Here is a 22,330-nt window from a genome sequence, read left to right as displayed (position 1 = left end):
GAAAAGTTAGGTTGACCTTGTCAATTAATGATATTGCTTACTGGCAACGCTTCCCCATAACTCTTCTATACGATTATCTCGACCACAACTCGCCCGATAGAAACGGTATCGCCAAGAGTTGTTTTCGTAATAATTTTGGTGATAGTCCTCTGCTAGGTAAAACGTTTTCGCCGGCATCACTTCCGTCACTATGTCCGCTTCAAAGGGCTTATCTGCTTTAACCGCTGCTAACGAGGCTTCAAACACGGCTTTTTGTTCCTCGTTTTGATAAAACAATCCGGTACGGTAAGGCTCACCTTTATCACAGAATTGCCCATCTGGGTCCGTTGGATCTATGGTGCGCCAGAAGTAATCGGTCAATTCACGCAAGCTGACCACATCATCATCAAAGGTAATCAACACCGCCTCGTAATGACCCGTGTCTTTAGAAGACACCTGCTGATAGGTTGGATTGGCTACATGGCCACCCGTGTAGCCAGAAACCACATCCTTCACCCCTTCAATGGCTTCAAAATCCGATTCTACACACCAAAAACAACCGCCTGCTGCGATCATAGTTTGCTCTTCTGCCTTGGCAGGTAAGGAAAACACCGTCCCAAACGCCAAAACCGAGCCAAGTAACATTGTCCACTTCATGGTATTACCCCATTCGTTTTCATTATTGTACGTTGAAAGGCCGCAAAGTGGATTCGTTTCTAAAACGTCTTTCCTTATAACGAAAGAGCCAGTTTAGTCCCTTGTGCAATCGCACGCTTGGCATCCAACTCTTTCGCAACATCCGCGCCACCTATCACATGATAAGAATGCTTAAGACCGTCCACTAACGCCTTTTGCGGCTCTTGTCCTGCGCAAACAATCACATTGTCCACGTGAAGACATTGATCCTCTCCGTCTAAGGTTAAGTGTAGACCTTGATCATCTACTCTCTTATACGTACAACCGGACAACATTCTTACACCACCATTTTTAAGTTGAGTGCGATGAATCCAACCCGTGGTTTTACCTAGCCCCGCACCCACTTTTGAGGTTTTTCGTTGCAGTAAATACATTTCCCGATGCCCAGCAACCGGTTCTGCTGGGACATTCTCTATGCCACCTCGAGCTTGCAAGGACTGGTCAATCCCCCATTCTTTGGTAAAGCCCGCTACGCTTGGTGTTTGCTCTGGGTGTTCATGCATCAAGTATTCCGCCACATCAAAACCAATACCGCCAGCACCAATAAGAGCAACACGTTTGCCAACGGGTTTATGCTCCCGCAGTACATCTAGGTAGCTCAGTACACTTGGGTGGTCTATACCTTCAATGTCCAGGGTGCGAGGTTGAATCCCTGTAGCAATGACCACCTCATCCACATCCATACTGTTGAGCATGGCAGCATCTACTCTCGCCCCCAAACTTAGTGTCACGTTAAGATCTGCTAAACGGTGACGGAAGTAGCGCAAGGTTTCATCGAACTCTGACTTACCTGGGATGGTTTTCGCGATATTAAATTGACCGCCAATTTCATGGGCACCATCAATTAATGTGACCTGATGACCTCGCTCTGCGGCAGTAGTCGCGGCCGCTAATCCTGCGGGTCCTGCACCAACAACCACGACTTTTTTAACTTGATCCGTTGGCGTTTTCACCCATTCCGTTTCATGGCAGGCGAACGGGTTCACTAAGCAACTGGCGGTTTTACCCACAAAGACATGGTCCAAGCACGCTTGGTTACAACCGATACAGGTATTGATGCGATCCCCTTGACCCGCCTCGGCTTTGGCCACAAACGCTGGGTCTGCCAAAAATGGCCGCGCCATGGACACCATATCGGATTCACCACGGGCAAGAATGCCTTCGGCCACCTCAGGCGTATTGATACGATTAGTAGCCACCACAGGTATAGAAAAATGCTCTTTGAAGGAAGCCGTTACCCAAGCAAATCCGCCTCTGGGAACACAGGTAGCAATGGTTGGAATACGCGCTTCATGCCAGCCTATTCCCGTGTTAATGATGGTCGCACCGGCCCTTTCAACCGCTTGGCCTAATTGAATAATCTCCTCCGCCGAAGACCCCCCTTCGATCAAATCCAACATGGATAAACGAAAGATGATAATAAAATCTGTCCCTACGGCAGCTCGAATCCGCTGCACCACCGCCACCGCCATACGAATACGGTTGTCATAGTCTCCGCCCCATTCATCCTGACGCTGATTGGTTCGGGTAGCGATAAACTGGTTGAGTAAATACCCCTCAGACGCCATCACCTCTACCCCATCGTAGCCCGCCTGTTGGGCAAACAAAGCCAGCTCGACAAAGTCGGCTATCTGCTTTTCTATTTGGTCTTCGGTGAGTTCAGCAGGAGTGAATTTATTAATGGGAGCTTGAATGGCTGACGGAGCCACTAGCTTAGGATGAAAGGCGTAACGGCCCGTATGGAGGATTTGCAGACAGATTTTACCTCCGGCTTGATGCACAGCTGTCGTCACTTTTTGATGGGCAGGCAACTGGGGCTTTTCATAGGGCATGGGGTAAGGTGAGCCTTCTGCATTGGGACTGTAGCCCCCTGTGACGATCAGCCCGACGCCCCCTTTTGCCCGTTCAGCATAGAAGGCTGCTAAGCGGGAGCCGTCCTTGTCTTTTTCCTCTAATCCCGTATGCATGGAGCCCATCAACACACGATTTTTAAGGGTGGTAAAGCCTAAGTCCAGCGGCTCAAATAAATTAGGGTAATGATTATTTTTATGCCCCATGAAACACGATCCTCATATGCCAAAGTCGGTAAAGAATCTATTTATCATGACAAATGCGCTCAATCTGACAAATCACAAAACTGGGCATATCTTGTTACAAATTACGCCATAAGCGAATTACCCAGTACCCAATAAGCCTTAAAACTTACCCGATTCAGCCCTAACTTTCTTTGACCATACGGTTTATAATCGGCGCCTATTTTCAGGCACTGTCATTGATTCTATGCCTATTTCAACGATAATGGACGTCTTCTCATGAGCACTACCCAGCCAAATACCGAGCACACCCGTTGGCTCGAAGTCATTATTCTTTGGATTGCAGGCGTTAGCGCTGCCATGCAATTTGCGAAATTCTCTCTCTCTTTCAACGAGCTGCAAGACTACTATCAAACCAGCCCTACTATGACAGGCGCAGCCATCTCTGTAGTGGGTGTTATAGGCTTAATATTTGGTGTCACAGCGGGCATGCTAGCGGGCCGAATTGGCTACCGAAAAGTTTTAATCGGCGCCTTATCTCTGGGGGCGGTGATGTCCTTTATACAAGCCAGCTTGCCAGACTTCCAATGGGTGCTGGTGACACGGGTACTCGAAGGTTTCTCTCAACTGGGTGTCGTCGTCGCAGCGCCAACCATGATCGCTAAATTGAGCGCACCACAACACCGCTCAGTTACCATGGGGCTTTGGGGTACTTTCTTTGGTGTTGCCTTTGCCATCAGCGGTTTTGCTGGCAAAATGATTTTGGAGCAATACAGCATAAGCGGATTGTATCTCGCCCATGGCGTATTAATTGGTTCTATGGCGATTTTACTAACATTACTACTCAATCGCGATGAGTCACGCTATGGCTCAGCTCAGCCGAGTGATGGGGTGGGCTACTTCAAAAAATTAGGGCAAATTTACTCTAACCCACGTTCCCTGTTACCTGGGTTAGTCTTTTTGTTTTATACCTGCACACTGGTGTCCCTGCTGACCTATATCCCTCATTCCATTGAGTCACCGACCCTAAGAACCACTATGCAAGTACTGCTTCCCCTGATGAGTACTGCAGGAACCTTCATAGCTGGCACCCTGTCGCAGTATGTCATGCGCCCTCAACGGGTGGCGCAGTTAGCCTATGTGGGCCTTGCCATAGGTGCCCTATTGCTGAGCCAATTCTTAGATACTCCGAGTGTGTTTGCCATCATTATTGCCCAAATGATTTTGTTCGCTGGACTGATCCCTGGTGCTGCCTTGTCCATGATTCCAAAACTTGCGCGAGACAGTCACGAACAAGCCAACGGCTATGGTTTGATTGCTCAGTTAGGCAACCTTGGTGCCACTATCGGGCCACCAAGTTTTGCCACAGCTATTACCTTATTTGGTATTTATGGCTTAATCGGTTTAGTGCTGATCATTTGTGCCCTAGGTAGCATCTTTGCGTTTTTCGCTAACCGTTTAAAAGTCTAACCGTCACAAATACTTCATGGTTGCTGGTTATGCTGGCAACCATGACAACTTCTTCTATTCGACAGTTTTTTCAATTCAGTCTTGTGGGGCTTGTTAGCTTCGCCATTGACGTGGTCGTCATGTGGCTGCTGGCAGACAAACTCCCTCTGGTGCTAGCCCGTGTCCTTGCCTTTGCAGCGGCAGTGCTGAGCAACTGGATCTTTCATCGCATCTACACCTTTAAAGACCACGCTACTCTGGATGCCAAACTCAGAGAAGCGACCCATTTCACCATTGCGTCATTATTGGGCATGTTACCGAATGTGGGGATCTACTGGTGGACGGTGAGCACTGGCTTTTATCAAACTCATCAGGCGTTCCCATTTGCACCTGTACTGGCCATGATCCCAGGTATCATGGTGGGTCATTGTGTGAACTTTGCTCTAGCGAAATACTGGGTATTCAATCCCAGTAAGCACAGGGCTTCTGTTTAAGGTGCGATGCATTGCTCTATTTGCAATGTCAAATCAGGATGGGAATAGCAAGGTTCCGCCAGCTTTGAAATAAGACATGCCTCTCGGCTTAAGGCCATCAGCTGCGGAAACAAAACCTCTGGTATCTGATGTTGATTCATCCAATGGGATAAATGTTGGATTAGGACTTCTTCTAACCCCTTAAATAGTAGTTGCTCATCTTCCGTGAGTTTGTGAGCCTCCCCCCAATGAATGCGATAGGCAGCAATCCGATCAGGGTTGTCTGCCCAAGCATGCCAAAGGCGAATCCAGCCTTCCGTAAAGCTAGATCCAGAGGCCGCTAAGCTCTCCCTTAGAGTATGCAGTTCGGTATCGCTGGCGCTGATCAAAAGGCGCAACACCTCTTGCCACAGGAGCAGTTTGGACGGAAAGTTGCTATACACAGTGGGCTTGGAGACTTCTGCCGTGGCGACTACTTGGTCAATGCTGGTGCCTTGATAACCAGACACACGAAACAGACTCGACGCAGCAGTAGCGATCAGTCCTTTTTTTGAGGGGCGTCCTCTGGCCATGGTGTCTCACTTAAATGATTTAGTCGTGGCACATTATGCCATTGTTGGCCATGAATTGTGAGATAATGGGGCAATACTCACCTCTAGGATCCATTCTATGATTACCTGTGGCATCGAAATCAAAGGCAGCGAAGTGATTCTCTGCTTACTTTCTAAACAAGACGGCCTATTTCAAATTGCGGATTGCCGAAAAGTACGTCACACCTTGCAAGGGCCAAACGACGCTGAAAGCCTGCGCAAGTTTCAATTCATGCTAAAAAAACTATTCGAAGACTATAAGGTCTCCCGTGTGGTGATTCGCGAACGCCCAACCAAAGGTAAATTTGCCGGTGGTGCGGTAGGCTTTAAGATTGAAGCCGCGATTCAACTCATTCCTGAGCTGACTGTGGAGCTTATGAACAACGCTTCCATGAAAGAAATCATCAAGCAAAATCCGCTCCCAATTACCTTTGCTGCAACCGGTCTAAAAGGCTTTCAAGAAAGCGCTTTTATGGTGGCTTACGCAGCCTTGTCAGAAGCCTAATACGCTAACCTACGCGCTCAACTTCGGGCGCGTATCCTCTCCAAAGCACTTTATTTGCAAACTCTAGTAGAAATAATGTTTTATTAAGATTCTCACCAAGAAAGACTCCCCAAGCTATAGCTCAGAGTTATAATTTGCGCCGCTCACGTGTTTAAAACTAAGCACCCGCCGCCGCAGATATGCCTCATCGTGATGGTGCTTAGTTGTAAGCATGTTACTCACAGGAAACACAAATGAACGCTTGGTACTTTCTCTGCCTACTCTCGGTTGTGGCAATATTCATTGCTTTTACCAACCAATATGTACTGAAACTGCAAACCACTATCGCCATCACCACTGGCTCCGTCGTTATCTCCTTTTTACTCATGTTGTTAACGCAATTTGCCAACAACGAACTTACCATCGCGATTACTCAAGCCATCGCCAACATTGACTTCAACCTCTTACTGCTTAACGGCATGTTAGGATTTTTGTTGTTCGCAGGGGCGCTAGAGATCGATCTGCATCTGCTGCGGCACCAACGTTGGGAAATTGCCATCATGGCATTGGGTTCCACTTTGATCTCGACCTTTATTGTCGGTGCCCTCGCCTATGGCCTATTGGCTTTATTTGGCTGGTCTGTTCCTTTTATTTACTGCCTTTTGTTTGGTGCGTTAATCAGTCCAACAGACCCTATTGCGGTATTGGCGATTATTAAAAAGATGAACGCTCCCGATACCATCTCCGTACAGGTGGAAGGCGAGTCATTATTTAATGATGGTGTGGGATTAGTCGTGTTTACCACTATCTTTGCGCTGGCATTTTCTGGGGAAGAACCAACCTTTACGGGGATAGCAGAGCTGTTCCTGACGGATGCCGTAGGCGGCGTCATTTTTGGTCTCGTAATGGCGCTAATCGCCCATTGGCTGATTAAACGGAGTAATGACACCAGCATTGAGCTGCTGGTCACACTTTGTATCCCCACCGCAGGTTATGCTTTTGCCAATGTAATGGACATCTCAGGTCCACTGGCCATGGTGGTCAGTGGCATTTTCATTGGAAACGTAACCCGTGGCAGTGGCTTTTCAAAGCACAGCCAAGAAACGCTGGCGCACTTTTGGCACACAGTGGATGCTTTCCTTAACTCACTCTTGTTTGTCTTGATTGGATTGTTATTGGTGGTCTTGCCTGTTACTTGGGCACAGGCGGCTTTAGGAGTGTTAATGATCCCTGTGGTATTGCTGGCACGCTTTATCAGCATCTCTCTGCCCTATCAGGCATTCCGTCGTTTTCGACAATACGATGCTCATTCGGTAAAAATACTCACTTGGGGTGGGCTACGTGGAGGATTGGCACTTGCTATGGCTGCGTCCGTGCCCACAGGGCAGTTCATCGTAAACGGCACAGACATCCATACCCTTATGGTGATGATCACCTACGTGGTGGTGATTTTCTCAATCATCGTTCAAGGCTCTACGATTTCTCCCATCATTCAAAAGAGTATCGAAGCGGGAAAACAGCAAGCTTAAAGCCTTTAACCATTGCGATAGATACGGCGGGATAAAAATGCATAGCCATTTTTGCCTGCCGCTTTGGCCTTATACATGGCTTGGTCAGCTTGTAAGATCAAGTCATTGGCTCTTGCGTTGCCATCCACACAGGTCATCACGCCAATACTCACGGATGATTGATGCTGGATTTCATGTAATTGATAGGGTTCCGATAAATAAGACACTAGACCTTCAAGCTCATGGGTTAGCCATTCAAAAGACAGATGCTCGTGATCAAAAGGACGCTCCATCACGACAATGAATTCATCTCCACCAAAGCGGGCCGCAATATCATTATGGTCAATACTGTTGTTTAAACGGGTCGCAAACTGTTGCAGCAACAAATCTCCAGCGCTATGGCCATGCTGGTCGTTAAGGGGCTTAAAGTTATCCAAATCAACAAACAACACCGCTAAGCACGACTCTTTTTGAGCAACTCGCTGTATGGCCTCAGGTAAAGCTTCATCCAGATAGGCTCGGTTTGCCAATCCAGTAAGATTATCAAAGTAGGCCAGCCGTTGGATTTCCGCCTTAGCGACTTTTGCTGAAGTAATATCCCGTGCAATCTTGGAAGCACCAATAACTTTTCCATCTGGATCATACATAGGTGAAATCGTCACGGACACATCCACTAGACGACCATCTTTTCTCACTCGCTGTGTTTCAAAATGATCAACCTTTTCACCTCTGGCGATCTTAGAGAGGATCTCAGGCTCTTCATACAAACGCTCTTTTGGGATTATGGTTGTCATGGGCTTGCCAATAATTTCCTCAGCGGTGTAGCCAAACACCGTTTCCGCAGCTCGGTTCCAGCTGGCAATAATCCCGTTTAAATCTTTACTGATAATGGCATCATCAGACGAACCGACGATGGCACGGAAATGCTCTAAATTAAGATCCGCAAGCTGTTGTTGAGTGCGCGACAACCAACCGATCACACTATTATCCGTATCATCATACTGCTTTATCGGCGTAACAAACTTCCCCCTACCCAACTCCTTAATAGTGCGCTGTAATTCAGGGATGGAACAGCCAATCGTGTTGGACACCTGTTTCCCAAGCTTAAACATTAAGAATACCAAGGCGACTCCTAAGGCAACCAACCCTCCGGTCGCCCAATTCAAACGCTGATTTGCTTGATCGACTTCTTGTTGAGTACGATCAAAAATCATTTGTTTGGTGTCAGCGATGGTTCCCATGATGTCGGCTTTGACACGGACAAAATAGTCATCTGCTAAGAGCAAAAATGCTTCTCTGCGGGTCGCCATATCATTTGAGACATTGGCATCCACCATTTCCATAGCTTTCCGCTCCACGGCTACCAACAGATCCGAGTTCTGTTTTGCTTGATACAGATTATGGAGCTCTTGAGCTGTCAGCCCTACTTCTCCAAGTAGCTCCAATAGAGGGCGAGGCTCAAGATATTCTTGAGTCGAGTGGCTTTCAGGCTCGGCAACCCTTTGGTCGGAATAGGCATTATTGTAGTTTTTGGGGCGAGGGCTTTCCCCATCTCGAATATCAATGATAGAAAAGAATTGCTCTTTGTAGACGGGATTTTCGCTGATGATATAGGTGCGCACCAGCTTAGCTAAATCTGCTGAAGACTGTTGTAATTCTTCTACCAGTCGAAGGGATTTATCACGCTTCTCAACCGTGGCTTGATATCGTCCCTGCTCGACAATTAAAAGCACAAGACCAAGCCATAGCAAGCCGACAATCACTATCATGCTGTAGAAATACATTCGAAACGTTGAAGGCTGTTCCTTCATAGACACTACCTAGTGTGTGGGGCGTTAAACTTGCTATAAAATAACCACATAAACATATTCTAATGTAGTGGATAATTGTAAAATATTCCTTACCATTTGCCTTCCAGAAACGATGTAGTGTGAAAATGAGAGAGAGTTAAAAGAATGCGCTACACTAGTCTTTTACAATACGACACCCTATGAAGGGTACGTGAAAACAGATCAATCATTGAGTATCCATGGCATGTCCAACGTGATTCACCACTTTACTGAACATTCAAAACTGTTCGTAATCCTATTCCTAGTAGGGATTTTTTTGGCATGCTTCCAGGAGACGATTATTGGTGCTCTCACCCAATATGTGGAAAATTACTTTGACGCGCTACAGTCCATCGTTGATCAAGGCTATTTTGCCTGCTGAGTCATGATCAATATAACTGCACTATCCCTACAAATTAAGTTGATTTGAGCAGTTTTTCATAGCTTTTCACAACACTCAAAGCTACTATTCGCGTTTTCAATTTGACCTGTTATTAGGGGCTGGCTTATGTCCGAAAACGCCTTATACACGGACTTGTCCGCCTACTATGATTTGATGTGTGCCGACATCAATTATCAATCCCAAAGCGAAGGCGTTCGACGCATTCACCAGGTGTTTGGCAACCAAGGTATGAGCCATTTAGATCTGGCTTGCGGCACGGGTCCACACCTTCGCCATTTCCTAGAATATGGCTACCAATGCCAAGGCTTGGATCTGAACCAACCTATGCTAGATCAGGCACAGATTCGCTGCCCTGAAGCCCAATTCACTTTGCAAAACATGTGCGAGTTCGAGATCAACGAAACTGTCGATTTAGTGACCTGTTTTCTCTATTCCGTTCATTACAGCGGCGACCTTGCCCCGTTAGACAGCTGCTTTGCTGCCGTCGCAAAGGCCCTCAAAAGTGGTGGTGTGTTTTGTTTTAATGCCGTGGATAAGGATCATATCGATAACACCTTATCAGTGTCTCACTCCGCTGTGTCCCAAGGTAGTCAATTTGATTTCTCGTCAAGCTGGTATTATCAAGGCCATGGTAACCAGCAAGCTCTGCGCTTAAGCATTCGCAAAACCACAGGGGATAAAGTGGAATACTGGCACGACAGCCATCCCATGGTGGCGGTCAGCTTTGCCCAACTGCAAGCGCTCCTTGCGCCATATTTCCAGGTCACTGTGCTGGAGCACGATTACGACACCTTGCAACCTTGGAACGAAACCTCAGGCAATGCCTTGTTCGTCTGTGTAAAACCCTAACAGCCGCCCTCTCACAATTTTGTCATCTCGTTGAGGTACAACCTAAATTATCAATTCCTAGGTTGGCCTCATTATGCAACGCTCACATTTATTGGATCTGCTTCGTATCTTCGCCATCGTATTGGTGTTTGTCGCGCACTTTGGGCAGCTACTGGACTCAAATGTAGGGCAGTTTTTTGGCGTTAAAAACTTCTATTATGTGAGCCTAGGTGGCGTTGGGGTTTCGCTTTTTTTAGTGTTATCTGGGTTGTTAGCGGGGCTGACTGGTCTGGCACGCCCCACCCCCTATACACACTATATCTGGAAAAAGCTAAAACGCATTTACCCCATCTATTGGCTCACCATCCCCTTCTGCTTTTCAGGTTACCTATTGAAGGAACTGCTCTTAGGGAGCGGCGTTCCTGAGCCATTTCCAAATGGCTTTATGTTGGACATCGTTGGCTCTGTTACCGGCTTGTATGCTTGGATAGGGCTCTGGGGTGGGCCTTATAACCCGCCCAGTTGGTTTATCGGCTTGATTCTAACTATGTACTTAATCTTCCCACTCTTGGCAGCTTGCTTAAGACGTGCCCCTCATCTTACCCTTGGGCTATTTTTTTTCATCAGCGCTTCTAGTCGCTGGTACGTGGGGCAATACGGTTTACCATTCACAGACAAAAATATGCTGGATCAAGTGGAAGGTTGGCTTTACCGTCAATATGGCTTTATGCCTGGGCGGCCGGGAGATTGGTTTCCTTTGTGTCGCCTGTTTGAATTTGCCCTAGGGATCTGGCTGGCCCAAACCGTTAGCAGCAAATTTTGGTGTAAATGGAATCTAGGAAAAGGGAAATGGTTAGCGTTTTTAAGTGATCTGTCCTTTCCTCTGTTTTTACTGCACTACCCATTTTTATTCATAGTACCTTGGCTATCAGATTTAGGCATGGCCATTCCCCTCGCTATTTCCTTGTTTATGATCATGCTCTGCAGCATGGCGTATGCCGTAGTGGAAGTAGAAAAACGTCTGTTCAGCTTGAAAGAAAGGGCTACACCGTAGCCCTTATACTGGAATCGATTTAGCCAATCCAAACCTGCTGTACGTTGACAAACTCCCGTATGCCTTGGGGGCCAAGCTCTCGACCATAGCCGGATTTGCCAATGCCTCCAGAAGGCAATCTCGGATCGCTTTTGACAATGCCATTGACCGCGATTTGCCCCGAGGCCAAGTTGTTCACGGCTTGATCTATGGCCGTTTGACTTGTGGTCCAGATACTCGCCCCAAGCCCATACTCAGTGGCATTGGCTAAGGTCAGTGCCTCATCTAAAGAAGACACTGGCGTCACACTAAGCACTGGACCAAAGGTTTCTTCTTCGAACACCGCCATACCGGGTTCCACGTCCACCAAGAGGGTTGCTGGATAATGGAACCCATCGGTTTTAGGCAGGTCACCGCCAATCAAACACTTGGCTCCCGACTTGATGGTATCGGACACTTGGCGATGGAGTTGATCCCTCAAGTCGGCACGTGCCAAGGGGCCTAGCTGTTTGGTCTCATCCATGGGGTCACCAAAGCTTACCTGCTCAAACCTTTGTCGCAGTGCTTCACAAACTGTGTCATAAATGGACGCCTCGACAAACAAACGCTTCACCGCGATGCATGATTGACCCGCATTGATCATACGCGACAGAGTAATCACATCCAGCGCTTTGTCTAACTCTGCATCCGCCATGACAATGCAAGGGTCAGAGCCCCCCAGCTCTAAGACGGCGGGTTTTAAACCACCTGCCGCTTGAGCCGCAATAACTTGACCTGCTTGGCTGGAGCCAGTGAAGGACACCGCTTTGACCTTAGGATGATCGATTAACTGCTTAGCCACTTGGTTTTCCACCGCAAGATTAACCAAAGCATCTTTTGGAACCCCTGCTTCATGAAAACACGCCACCAGTTTTTCAGCTGTAGCGGGCACATTGGGGTCCGCTTTCAAGGCACAAGTATTGCCTGCCATCAAAGCGGGGGCTAAGAATCGCAAAGCCAGCCAAACTGGCGCGTTCCAAGGCAAGATGCCCAATACAGTACCCAATGGAGGGTACTGCACATAACTATGGCTAGCATCAGAAGCAAGAGTTTCCGGAGCCAGAAACTCGGCTCCGTGCTCGGCGTAATATTCCGCACACCAAGCGCTCTTTTCCACTTCTGCAAGGCCTTCTTTCATAGGCTTACCCATTTCAAGGGCCATCCACTCTGCCAAAGGCTGCTTATTTTCTCGCAACTTGGTCGCGACGGATTTAAGTATCTCGCTACGCTGTTCAATAGACTGTCCCCGCCAAGCCGCAAAGCCCCCTGCCACTTGATCAATCAGCCCATTGGCCTGTTCTAGGCTTAACGCCTCAAACGCTTCTAACGATTGGCCATTATTAGGATTGGTTGCTTGTAACATACCTCTCTCCTTACTAGCCGGTGGCTTTTGCAGACCGTTTAGATTTTTTAGATGTATCAGTGACAACTTCTGTGGAGGCCTTTTGGCCATTAGGTGCCAATATTTCAACTGGCTTAATGGACTCCGCCACCGTAGGCTTCACAACAAAATCTCGATCTAAAGTAAAGAAGGAACGACACCCGTCTTCGGTGATTTCAATGGTGTCTGAAATACCACAGGTTTTGTCTCCTTCAATGCCCCACATCCAAGGAATCATATGGAAGGTCATGCCCGGTTTGAGGATCGACGAATCCCCCTGCTTAAGGCTGATGATGTAACCTTCGTCCCAGCTTGGCGGGAAAGCGATGCCAATGGAGTAACCCGAGCGGGTGATCAGGCGCGCTCCCACTTGATTGTCCATAATGATATTGCGCACTAAATTGTCCACGTCTGACACTGTCATGCCAGGCTGAACCATGCGATGAATCTCATTTAACGCTCGCTTCATAACCTCTTGGGACTGATACATGGCATCCGACAATTCCCCTAGGATCACAGTACGCATCATGGCGGTATGGTAACGGCGATAACAGCCTCCCACTTCCAAGAAAACATGTTCTCCCGCTTGAACTTTGCGCCCCTCAAAGGTGGCATGACCGATCATGGTTCGAGGACCTGACGTCACGTAGGGCATCACAGACGGCGTCTCGCCGCCAGCACGGAACATAGCAGCAGAGATTTCCGCAGCGATTTCATTTTCCGTGACACCCGGCTGACAGATTTCAATGCCAGCTTTCATCCCCGCTTCAGTTGCCAGAGCAGCACGGCGCATAACGGCAATTTCCTCTTGGGATTTGCAAATGCGCCCTTCCTCGACAATTCCGAAGCAATCCATCAACTTGGCGTTCTTCAAAGTGGTATGAATGGTGTCCTGTTGATACGCAGGGAAGAAGTAGCTGTTACGCTCGTAGCCAATGCGTTTATCACTCAGACCAAACTCACGTAATGCATCCACCAACATCTGAATCGCATCCCCCGTATCTGGATAAGGCCGCGTCACCTCCACCCAAGTTCGAGCGTGAACATTAGACTCTTCCAATGCACGAGTGATCATAAATGGCTCTTTCTCTAGGGGCACTACCAGTGCCTGAAAGAAGGAATATCCTGTGGTCTGATAATCCGTTAAATAGGTGATGTTTTCTGGGTCCGTAATCACCACCGCATCCAAACAACGCTCCGCAATACGGCTACGCAATTCCCCTAAACGGCGTTGAAACTCATTGTACGAAAAGGTCATGTCATCACGTTCAATCATGCGGCTTCCTCCATTACGAAACGCACTGCGTCTTTCAAAATCTCAAGTCCTTCGGTTAAATCCGCTTCTGGGATAGTAAGTGGCGGAATAATCTTCAATACCCGACCACCACTGCCACAGGCACCAAGCATCAAGCCTTGCTTAAAGCAGCGTTGTACGACTTTAGCGGCGACTTCGCCGCTGCCCATATCGAGCCCTAAAATCAAACCGCGACCGCGAATCTCCTGTACACTCTTTTCATCCACTAATGGCCCTAGAACATCTCGTACTAACTGCGCTTTCACATCCACAGCACTCATCAGGGTATCGTCTTCGAAGTAAGAAAGAGCTTCCGCACCCGCAATGAAGGACAAGTTTTGCCCACGGAAAGTCCCCGTGTGCTCACCAGGCGACCAGTGTTTATCTAAATCAGGATGAACCAAGTTCATGGCCATTGGTGTTCCGACACCGCCAATACCTTTGGCCAAGGTGATGATGTCAGGATTAATCCCCATGTCATCAAAACTAAAATACGAACCGGTACGACCACAGCCCACCTGAATATCGTCCACAATTAGAATGGATCCGAATTCCTTGGCTAACTTTTCTAGTGCTTGCATCCACCCAGTGCTGGCAACGTTCACCCCACCTTCTGCTTGGATGGTCTCTACCAAGAACGCCGCTGGTGGCTCTACCCCACTGGACGGATCTCGGTATTGTTCTGCCAATTGTTCCAAACCTTGAAGGGCAGCTTCTGGGTCATGGGCCTGATCAAACAGCTCATGACTCACATGCAGCAGTGGAACCCCTGCCGCTTGACGGAAGTATTGATTCGCCGTAGCGGCCAAAGCACCCAAGGTCATGCCATGAAAACCAGCACTAAACGCCACCACTTGATGTCGACCTGTCGCTCTGCGGGCTAGCTTCATCGCCGCTTCCACCGCATTGGTCCCAGTTGGCCCCATAAACTGCATTTTGTGAGGCATGTTCCGTGGCGTCAGGATCACATCGGTGAATTTCTGCATGAAGCGTGCTTTGGCATCCGTTTGCATATCCAAACTGTGAAGCACGCCATCATTTTGCATGTAATCCACCATGGCCTTCACCATGCGCTCGTTGTTATGGCCAAAGTTCAATACCCCTGCACCAGCGAAGAAGTCAATGTACTCCTTGCCTTTATCGTCTACCTGACGGGCGTTCTTTGCCGTAACAAAAACCGTAGGATACGTGCGAGCATAGGCTCGAATACTGGATTCTCGTTGTTCAAAAATACTCATACCGCCTCCTATAGCAGCTTGGTAGTTTATGGTTGGGAAAGACCCGCCAACTGGCTGAACCAGCGGCAAACATCTGGAATTAAACGATCATTAAAATCGTAATGAGGACTGTGGCAAGGCACATCATGGCCTTGACCATCATCACTGCCGATTAAGGCAAAGCAGCCTGGAATGGCCTGCAAGTAATAACTAAAATCTTCTGACGCCATAATGGGCAACGCCTGTCCATGCTTGAGTGCCTCATCGCCGTAAAGGGATGTCCAAATTTGACGTGCACGTGTGGCTGGCGCTGCGTGATTGATGGTGGCTTGGTAGCGCATATCATGAACCACCTCACAAGTGACACCATAGGCGGCAGCGGTTTGAGTGGCCACATCGGTGATGTGCTGATTAAGCTTTTCTCGTGTGGTTTCATCTGGGACTCGGATGCTCCCAGACAAATTCGCCGTTTCAGGAATGACCGTCGGTGCTGTGCCCCCATGGATTTGAGTCACGCTGATGACAGCTGTGGCCTGCGGGGCAATGCGACGGCTCACAATCTGTTGCAAAGCCACGTTCACCGCGCTGGCAGCTAACAAAGGATCAGCGCACAATTCCGGTTGACTGGCATGACCTCCGCGCCCATGAAACGTCATCTCGAAGGTGCCGTTACCACACATAACAATATCGTCTGGGCAGGCAATGGCTCCGTAAGGCAGCGCGGGCCAATTGTGCCAACCATAGATTTCACCGACACCATCCAGTGCCCCATCTTTGATCATCTCTCTGGCACCGTGGAATCCCTCCTCTGCAGGTTGAAAAATCAACACCACAGGTTGTGGCAGATCCTGCTCATGTTGCTTCAACCAACGAGCCGTGGCGAGCAAGGTTGCAGTGTGCCCATCATGGCCACAGGCATGCATACAGCCCGGATGCTCAGACTGCCAAGCCTTGCCAGTTTGTTCTTGGATTGGCAGTGCGTCCATATCCCCTCGGAGCGCTATGGCTGGGCCTTCAGCGTCTTTTCGAAGGTAGGCTACCGTGCCGGTTTTGGCACACGCTCGCCATGGGATATTCAGCTCATCCAGCTTAGCGCGCACCAGAGCGGCAGTATTGGTTTCTTGCCAACTTAGCTCCGGGTGAGTGTGCAATGTTTTGCGCACCGTTTCTGCAAAATCGATTGTCTCTTGCCATGGGCTGGACATTCATCCCTCCTGAAAACCATAAAGAAATAGCATCGTTACTAAAGTAGTAATTAACGAAATCGTCTTTTGCAAGAGGGTAAAATGCGAATAAAATAGTTTGAATTGAATTTAATCGCCTAAAAAACCAAAAAATAACGCTCAAATCAAACAGATAGAACAATAATAAAAACATCAAAAAAAAGTTTAAATTCACAATTTATACAGCCTAAAAATGCTGCTCCAAAATCGAGCCATATCGCCCTAAAATCAAGCATTTATAGACATTTCAGCCCATTAAAAACATTCCATATCTAACCATTAGAGATATAACTTTTTAAGTCAAAACAAATCAATCCTAATAATTAGATCTGTAACTATGTTTTATTTTTATAATATTAACCCCATTTTTTGAGCCAATATGACAGCCAAAGAAAACATCATTAATTAAAGGGAATAAAACTGACTAAAAAATTCACGAATACTTTTATCGCAACTGGGGAATCCCATTTGAGAAGCTGGCTCTAAAGCCTGTCAGGTCATCACGGCAACCATGACAAACGAAAAGAAAGACTGAACGGTTAACCTGAACCCAAGGAATAAAATATACTTAATCCATCAGCCCTATCAGGAGGAAATACAGGACACATAGAGACGTATAAAAACCCGTTACCTACATCATCATGCAAAAAGGATATTTTCATGAAGAACCCTATGGAAAACTGCTCGATCGGAGCCAAGCTCGGGTTGGGCTTTGGATTCGTTCTACTTATTACCCTCATTGTCGCTATCACTAGCCTTTTGGGGATCAACTCACTCCTCGACCGGGCTGAAAAAGTCCACCTATCTGAACGACTGGATAATTCCGTCATTGCCCTGAGTGAACAGCGCCAACTGTATCTGAAGGTCGGCACCGAAGAAGCCTATGAAAAAACCCTAGTGTTAGAAGCCATTCTCAGAGAGGCTCTGCTAGATGCCAACCAGCGCTATGATTCGCCGACCAGCCAGCGGTTGGTTAGGGAGGCGACAAACAGCCTAGAGGAGTACAAAACCATCTTCGCCCGCTTTTATCGCACCCAGCAAGAGTGGAATCAAACGGTCCAAAAGATCAATACTAAACGCAAACATATCTATCAAGAAGTGGATCACTTGCTAGAGCGATTACGTAACGCTGGAGAAATAGAGGCGATGGTAACGACCCTTTACATGTCTAAAAACGTTCACCAGTCCGCCGATATTATCTCTGAATATGTGAGGAAGAATCGTGCAGTGCCTATCACAGTGATTCAAGAGCACATCCCCAATATAGCGTCAGACTTAAAACGCCTGTCCCTCAGGGGCCCAGCGCAGTTAAGTCAGCACGCGGTATTACAACTGTTTGATGAATACTCCCAGTTGCTGATGAGAACCCCTGAACTTAAGCGTGAAACGGAAGAAAACAGCGATATGATGCTCCGTTTGTCTGAAACCATGAGTGCCAAAATGATCGAGCTGGGACGCTACCAGCAGCAAGTCAGTCAGCACCTATGGGACAAGGTACGGACCACCTTAGTGATTGTTACCCTTTTGGCAATCTTGATTGGCGGCTTTTTTGCTTGGTCTATCCAACGCATGATTGTCATCCCCTTAAAAGAGCTAATGGGTGCTGTAGACACTATCTCCCAAGGGGATCTAAGCCAAACTTTCCAAACCCACCGCTCTGATGAACTGGGTAAACTGTATAACAAGATGGGCAATATGAGTGTTTCCTTAAACAACCTCATATCTCAAGTCACCAACAGCGTGAGCCAGTTGGGCACAACAAGCCAACAGCTAACCTCCATTGCCAACGACAACCAAGCCATGATGAAAGCCCAACGAGACGAGACAGATCAAGTCGCCACGGCGATTAATCAGATGTCCTCCACTGTGGCAGAAGTCGCCCGAAATGCAGACACAGCCGCTATCGCCACGAATAGAACCGATGATCTCGTTAACCAAGGCTATTTATTGGTGAAATCCACCGTCGCACAAATTACCAACCTAGCAACGGAACTGAACACCACCCAAGACACCATGGCATCCCTCAAACACTGCTCAGATAATGTGGGCAGTATTTTGGAGGTCATTACAGCGGTGGCAGAACAAACCAACCTACTCGCCCTAAACGCCGCAATTGAGGCCACCAAAGCTGGAGAATCCGGTCGAGGGTTTGCCGTAGTAGCGGAAGAAGTTCGTGACCTAGCCTTTCGCACTCGAGCCTCAACCCTAGAGATAGAGCAACTGGTTGACGAACTGCAAAGTGGCGCCCAGGCCTCTCTAGAGCAAATCCAAACCAGCCGAAATCAATCCATTAAAAACGCAGACCAAGCTAAAACGGTACTCATGCTCTTCGAAAATATCACAGAGCAAATGAGCCAGGTGCAAGATATGAATCAACAAATCGCCACCGCCGCAGAGCAACAGGCTTTAGTCGCTAACGAGATCAACTGCAAAGTTGAAACGGTGCGCCACTTGGCAGATCAAACCACAACCGCAAACCGAGAATCCGTGATCGAAGCAGATAATTTAAAAGGCCTCAGCCAAACTTTAACGGCCCTTACGGAGAGTTTTATAACCCGCCAGCCAAATTAACCCGCACCATGGCCTAATTCTAGCTCGCCCCCCCAAGGAGAGGATTTCCTGGGGGCGCTCTTTTCTGTTCAAGATTCAATCAAGTGCGCCGATACCCTCCAGATGACTTAACGACAAGGATTTGTGGTATGGCTCACATAACAATAACGACTGGCACCCAATCACTGACAAGCTCCTCACACTCTGTCAAAACAAGTGCTCAATCCCTGTCCCAGTCCGTGGCAGAATACAGTGCATCTCGCCTCAAGGATTCGGACACTAACCTAAGTAGCTCGTCCAGCTTTACTCTCATCCGATCTGCCGGGGACCCTTACGAGCTTTATCACACAAATCCAGATGTAATGGCCCAAGCCAAAGCCCTAGCAGAGCGCCTTGATGGCCCTATTCATGACTCCAATCAAGACCACTTCTTCTATCAAGGTCGCATGTCAGATCTAATGCGAGCCGGTGTCCTGACTGACCCAGAATTTTTAGACATGGCCAGTGGGCTTAGCGACCAAGGCTTAGAAGATCTTGCTGACACCCTGCAAGCCATGGTGCTGCCTGCGTCCAGCAGCATCACTCACCATGCTGAAGCCAATCGCACTCTGACTGAAAAAGTCACACAATTTATGGATGTTTTGAAACACAGCTCTGTCGCACAACAGGAGCAAATCCTTTCACAAGGGGCGAGCTATGCCGCCCAAGTTGACCAAGAGCATTTGAGTACTTTTAGCGCCGTGGTATACGGCCAAGACATTGGTCGATTTAACGCCCTACAGCGATTTTCCGATGATAGCTCCGCTAATAATCTGCAGAACTTCGTCTCAGCAGTCATTGCCAGCGACACCCCAGCGGCACTCACGGAACAGCTTGGCGAACTCAGTGCAGACGCTCAACAAGGTCTATTAAACGTTTATGGCTTGGACACAGAGCTTGGGGAGCGATTATCTAACTTGATGGCATCCGAACAAGGCGCTATTCCAGAAAGCCTTATCAAGGCTTTAGGAGACATGGTAGCAGCCATCAAGATTTCTCCATTTGCAGAAGAAAGCTTTGGTTTTGCGTACACAGGAGAAGACGCACTAGCCCAAGAAAATGAGCAAAGTAGCGGCCGTGACTTTGCTCTGGATAGTGTTACCAGCATGATCACCTTGTTAGAAAGTCATGATCTGCCCGAAGAACAATTAACCACCCTAGGCAGCGAACTAAATCGTCTATCTAACCCAGAAAAGCGTGCCTACATCGACATTACAACGTCGGGAATAGATACCCTGCTAGCACAAGGAAAAAACCTTGAAGAGGCCTTAGAGACGGTAAGTGCGTTACGAACTCAACCTGACGTTTTAGAACTGGTGAACCGCACCCGTTACCATGATGTCACCCTAGTGGAGCGCCCTGACATTGAAGAAGGCTTAACAGTCGTGGCTTTAGAAGGAGCCGCCGTATTTCAAAACGCTAACAGCGCCTTTGGCCAATCTCGCCTGCTCCTAGGCGCTACTCCTGATAAAGTCCAAATGGAAAAGGGTCACTCTGTTAAAGGACATGAATCGGAAAACCTATACAGCGCCAAAGACTTGGAAACCTACAAAAGCGATGTTAGTCATCTGGTCAATACCTTGGTCTCTTTCGAGAGTATGAGCCAAGACAGCACCGCCTCCGAGAAAACAAGCCTCACTCAATTTGTCCGTGAGCTAAATCAAATGCACTCAGGTATCCGTGATGACTTGATGGAAAATGTCAGTAATGAAATCCGTTCTGAGAGTTTCCGCAACAAAGTAACGACCAATACACAGTTTGCATTCTTATCGAATGCTTTGCAGGAGATGAAATTTGACTTATTACAACGGAACTCAGAGTTTAATTAGCGAGTTTTGTTGTCTTTACATTTATAATCGTCCTTCCCTTCACCGCTTTTGTTCATTGAGGACATTATGAATAAATCAACCCTGTACACCTTGGTTACTGCAGGTCTTTTGAGTGTGGTTTCGACTCCGGTATTATCCGACGACGACATATCAGAAGCTAGAAAGGCATCCAACGCGGCCATTGAAAAAGCCTTCAACCAAGAGAAATCAGAAGAAGTCTTTGAGCCCTTTGATCCAGACAGCCCAGACTTCAACCCGAACAACGAAGAGATCAACGCCTATTTCTACGCGGGATTGACCCATGAAGATTCAGATGACTTAAACATCTGGATCGTTGAGTCCGGTGTACGAGTGTTATTTGACGACAATTGGTCTGGCCGAGCCAACGTTTTGATGTACTGGGATGACCGAAAAGACCTCTTCGAAGGCATGAATTTTGGTGGTTCAGGTGCACTGCTCTACAGCATCGGCAAGTATAACCCGAGTTTTTCCCTTAGACCTGTCATTGGTGCTGGCTTTTACATTGCTGACAACCAATGTGATGACACCACCGTCTGTGACGAAGATGTTACCGGTGGCGTGTTCCCAGAGGTGGGCTTTTCTATGCTTACGGGGGGAATCGAGGTGTATGGCTACACGCGCTATGTGTACCATCCGGAACTGGATAATGGAACTCAGCTGGGCCTTTCCATCGGCTACAAGCTCTAGGGGCTCCTCTTATAAGTCAATATCAAGCGCCAGACACACGGCTGGCGCTTGATAACATGAAGTCGAATCACCTATGGACGCTTCAGGGCCTTCAACTCAGCCGTAAAGCTGTAGTAATCGCCTCCCATTTTGCCAACACTGTCTAACTGGTGCTGATCAATCTGGCTATCCTCAAACAAGCTGTCTTCCACATATACATGCTTTACATCCAGCAATACCATGGTGCCGCTACCCGCCGTTTCCCCCATTCGAATGACCTCCCGAAGAGTGCATTCGTATCGCACGGAAGACTCACTAACGGACTTGGGTGTCACAGTTTCGCTGGGTTGACTCCTTATCCCTGCAAACTCAAATTCACTTTGCTCAGAGGGTAATAATGCGCAGGTCTGATTCATCTGTTCCATGCTGGCAGAGTTAACGATATGCACCACGCACTCCCCATTGGCCAGCAGGTTTTTCAGGGTATCTTTGTCTTCACCCGTTTGTGGCAGCACTTGGGTATAGCTCAACACAGGAGGGTTTACACTGGCCACATTGAAAAACGAATATGGCGCAAGGTTATCAACCCCATCTGGGGAAACAGTGCTGATCCAAGCAATAGGCCGTGGGGTAATGCCCCCCACTAACAGTCGATAAATGTCAGGAGTCGGCAGCGATTGAGCTTCAAAATTCATGAACACCTCAAGTTAAATTAATCTAATGTCGTGTCTTCTATTGCCAATGGGCAACGAGATTCAGATCAAGT

At 47.9% G+C, this 22,330-nt stretch carries 19 protein-coding genes; 10 read left to right on the top strand and 9 right to left on the bottom strand.

The genetic code is table 11. The annotated features are described in order from the left end of the window. Window positions 1-24 precede the first annotated feature (24 nt). A complete protein-coding gene (msrA, locus tag ACFQ45_RS03825; protein ID WP_377365501.1) occupies window positions 25-636 on the bottom strand; it encodes a peptide-methionine (S)-S-oxide reductase MsrA in 612 nt (203 codons plus the stop codon). Between the two features lie 74 nt (window positions 637-710). Further along, the gene (locus ACFQ45_RS03820) at window positions 711-2,732 is read right to left on the bottom strand and encodes an oxidoreductase (protein WP_377365499.1); all 2,022 of its coding nucleotides are present in this window, start codon (window positions 2,730-2,732) and stop codon (window positions 711-713) included. 255 nt (window positions 2,733-2,987) lie between these two features. Here ACFQ45_RS03820 and ACFQ45_RS03815 point away from each other — a divergent pair, with 255 nt between their 5' ends. Together ACFQ45_RS03815 and ACFQ45_RS03810 are read left to right on the top strand one after the other, a co-directional pair. Further along, the gene (locus tag ACFQ45_RS03815; RefSeq protein WP_377365498.1) at window positions 2,988-4,178 is read left to right on the top strand and encodes an MFS transporter; all 1,191 of its coding nucleotides are present in this window, start codon (window positions 2,988-2,990) and stop codon (window positions 4,176-4,178) included. A 41-nt stretch (window positions 4,179-4,219) separates the two neighbouring features. After that, window positions 4,220-4,651, top strand: a complete 432-nt coding sequence (locus ACFQ45_RS03810; protein WP_377365496.1) for a GtrA family protein — start codon at window positions 4,220-4,222, stop codon at window positions 4,649-4,651. Here the strand turns inward: ACFQ45_RS03810 and ACFQ45_RS03805 are convergent. Continuing rightward, on the bottom strand, window positions 4,648-5,202 hold the full coding sequence (locus ACFQ45_RS03805; RefSeq protein WP_377365494.1) for a TetR/AcrR family transcriptional regulator: 555 nt from the start codon (window positions 5,200-5,202) through the stop codon (window positions 4,648-4,650). The two genes, ACFQ45_RS03810 and ACFQ45_RS03805, sit on opposite strands and share 4 nt — an antisense overlap. A 97-nt stretch (window positions 5,203-5,299) precedes the next feature. Here ACFQ45_RS03805 and ACFQ45_RS03800 point away from each other — a divergent pair, with 97 nt between their 5' ends. Continuing rightward, window positions 5,300-5,725, top strand: coding sequence for a DUF3010 family protein (locus ACFQ45_RS03800; RefSeq protein ID WP_377365492.1), 426 nt, complete (start codon window positions 5,300-5,302; stop codon window positions 5,723-5,725). A gap of 233 nt (window positions 5,726-5,958) precedes the next feature. Further along, entirely contained in the window at window positions 5,959-7,233 is a 1,275-nt protein-coding gene (locus tag ACFQ45_RS03795; protein ID WP_377365490.1) for a cation:proton antiporter, read from the top strand. 5 nt (window positions 7,234-7,238) lie between these two features. On the opposite strand, the gene ACFQ45_RS03790 is transcribed toward ACFQ45_RS03795, so the two are convergent. Continuing rightward, complete coding sequence (locus ACFQ45_RS03790) at window positions 7,239-9,023, bottom strand: diguanylate cyclase domain-containing protein (protein ID WP_377365488.1); 1,785 nt, start codon at window positions 9,021-9,023, stop codon at window positions 7,239-7,241. Between the two features lie 190 nt (window positions 9,024-9,213). Here ACFQ45_RS03790 and ACFQ45_RS03785 point away from each other — a divergent pair, with 190 nt between their 5' ends. The 3 genes from ACFQ45_RS03785 to ACFQ45_RS03775 all read left to right on the top strand — a co-directional run bounded on the left by ACFQ45_RS03785 (window position 9,214) and on the right by ACFQ45_RS03775 (window position 11,326). Next, window positions 9,214-9,423, top strand: a complete 210-nt coding sequence (locus tag ACFQ45_RS03785) for a hypothetical protein (protein ID WP_377365486.1) — start codon at window positions 9,214-9,216, stop codon at window positions 9,421-9,423. Between the two features lie 126 nt (window positions 9,424-9,549). Beyond that, window positions 9,550-10,293: a class I SAM-dependent DNA methyltransferase gene (locus ACFQ45_RS03780; RefSeq protein ID WP_377365484.1), complete on the top strand. Its 744-nt coding sequence runs from the start codon at window positions 9,550-9,552 to the stop codon at window positions 10,291-10,293. A gap of 73 nt (window positions 10,294-10,366) precedes the next feature. Then, window positions 10,367-11,326, top strand: coding sequence for an acyltransferase family protein (locus tag ACFQ45_RS03775; RefSeq protein WP_377365482.1), 960 nt, complete (start codon window positions 10,367-10,369; stop codon window positions 11,324-11,326). A gap of 19 nt (window positions 11,327-11,345) precedes the next feature. On the opposite strand, the gene ACFQ45_RS03770 is transcribed toward ACFQ45_RS03775, so the two are convergent. Genes ACFQ45_RS03770 through doeB2 form a run of 4 tightly spaced genes read right to left on the bottom strand, consistent with a single transcriptional unit; the run spans window position 11,346 to window position 16,441 of the window. Further along, window positions 11,346-12,707, bottom strand: coding sequence for an NAD-dependent succinate-semialdehyde dehydrogenase (locus ACFQ45_RS03770; protein ID WP_377365480.1), 1,362 nt, complete (start codon window positions 12,705-12,707; stop codon window positions 11,346-11,348). Between the two features lie 13 nt (window positions 12,708-12,720). After that, window positions 12,721-14,001 (bottom strand): ectoine hydrolase, encoded by a 1,281-nt coding sequence (doeA, locus tag ACFQ45_RS03765; RefSeq protein ID WP_377365478.1) that lies wholly within the window; start codon window positions 13,999-14,001, stop codon window positions 12,721-12,723. Continuing rightward, window positions 13,998-15,257, bottom strand: a complete 1,260-nt coding sequence (locus ACFQ45_RS03760; RefSeq protein WP_377365476.1) for an aspartate aminotransferase family protein — start codon at window positions 15,255-15,257, stop codon at window positions 13,998-14,000. The genes doeA and ACFQ45_RS03760 overlap by 4 nt, the downstream gene beginning before the upstream one ends. A 26-nt stretch (window positions 15,258-15,283) precedes the next feature. Next, complete coding sequence (gene doeB2, locus ACFQ45_RS03755) at window positions 15,284-16,441, bottom strand: N(2)-acetyl-L-2,4-diaminobutanoate deacetylase DoeB2 (protein WP_377365474.1); 1,158 nt, start codon at window positions 16,439-16,441, stop codon at window positions 15,284-15,286. A 678-nt stretch (window positions 16,442-17,119) separates the two neighbouring features. On the opposite strand from doeB2, the gene ACFQ45_RS03750 reads away from it, so the two are divergent. From ACFQ45_RS03750 to ACFQ45_RS03740, 3 genes are all read left to right on the top strand, one after another. Continuing rightward, window positions 17,120-19,030: a methyl-accepting chemotaxis protein gene (locus ACFQ45_RS03750; protein WP_377365472.1), complete on the top strand. Its 1,911-nt coding sequence runs from the start codon at window positions 17,120-17,122 to the stop codon at window positions 19,028-19,030. Window positions 19,031-19,158: 128 nt separating this feature from the next. After that, a complete protein-coding gene (locus tag ACFQ45_RS03745; protein WP_377365470.1) occupies window positions 19,159-20,877 on the top strand; it encodes a hypothetical protein in 1,719 nt (572 codons plus the stop codon). Between the two features lie 66 nt (window positions 20,878-20,943). Next, the gene (locus ACFQ45_RS03740; RefSeq protein ID WP_377365468.1) at window positions 20,944-21,585 is read left to right on the top strand and encodes a hypothetical protein; all 642 of its coding nucleotides are present in this window, start codon (window positions 20,944-20,946) and stop codon (window positions 21,583-21,585) included. 71 nt (window positions 21,586-21,656) lie between these two features. On the opposite strand, the gene ACFQ45_RS03735 is transcribed toward ACFQ45_RS03740, so the two are convergent. After that, a complete protein-coding gene (locus ACFQ45_RS03735; protein WP_377365466.1) occupies window positions 21,657-22,259 on the bottom strand; it encodes a flavin reductase family protein in 603 nt (200 codons plus the stop codon). Window positions 22,260-22,330 lie beyond the last annotated feature (71 nt).

The sequence above is a fragment of the Rhodanobacter aciditrophus genome (assembly GCF_042679525.1).
Taxonomy (GTDB): domain Bacteria; phylum Pseudomonadota; class Gammaproteobacteria; order Pseudomonadales; family Marinomonadaceae; genus Marinomonas; species Marinomonas aciditrophus.
Note: the sequence above shows the minus strand (reverse complement) of the source record. Positions and strands in the feature narration are given on the sequence as shown.